2 pseudogenes are annotated in these 626 nt (G+C 66.6%); both read left to right on the top strand.

The features are described 5' to 3' along the window. Window positions 1–188: pseudogene (locus KY389_RS15935) on the top strand (hypothetical protein); the annotation flags it as partial. A gap of 65 nt (window positions 189–253) precedes the next feature. Continuing rightward, a pseudogene (locus KY389_RS15040) lies at window positions 254–626 on the top strand (hypothetical protein); the annotation flags it as partial.

Below are 626 nucleotides of genomic sequence, written 5' to 3'. Positions count from 1 at the left end.
GGGGCGGGAAGTGATCAAGTTCGGGCATGATGTCCGGCTCATGCCGCCCACCTGCGTGAAGGGCCATGTCAAGCGCGGCAAGACCGACAAGGCCGACGGTGAGGAGGACCGTGGCGCCAGGGGCGCCGCGTAAGCCGACGAACACCCTCTGTGAAGCCGTGCCGCGCCCGTCCATGCGGTTTTTCCCGTGAAGCGCGAAGGTGAGCCCGCGAACGCCATGTGTTCGAGAGAGCGGGCGACCCAGGCCCTGCGGATGACCCACAAGGCGCGAGACCACCTCGTCCGCCAGCAGACCCGGATCGTGCATGCCGTGAGGGCGCATCCGGGCGAATTCGGCATTGTCGTGCCCAAGGGCATCCATAGGGGCATCCATGATGTCGAGCGGCTGATCATGGCCTGCGAACAGGCCGGCCCGCCCCATTCGCCATCGGCCTCGAACCCGTGGCGGCTCGATGGCTCATCCCGCAAGGCGCTGAACCTGCTTGCCGATCAGCTGATCGGCACGCTGAAGACGATAGACGAGCTGACAGCTGACATTCGCGCCGATGCCAGGGCCAATGAAGACGCACAGCGCCTGCAGACGATCCCGGGCATCGGCCCGGTCACGGCAGGCGCCCTCGTCTCTG

This window comes from Paracoccus bogoriensis (assembly GCF_019431455.1).
GTDB classification, from domain to species: domain Bacteria; phylum Pseudomonadota; class Alphaproteobacteria; order Rhodobacterales; family Rhodobacteraceae; genus Paracoccus; species Paracoccus bogoriensis.
Note: the sequence above shows the minus strand (reverse complement) of the source record. Positions and strands in the feature narration are given on the sequence as shown.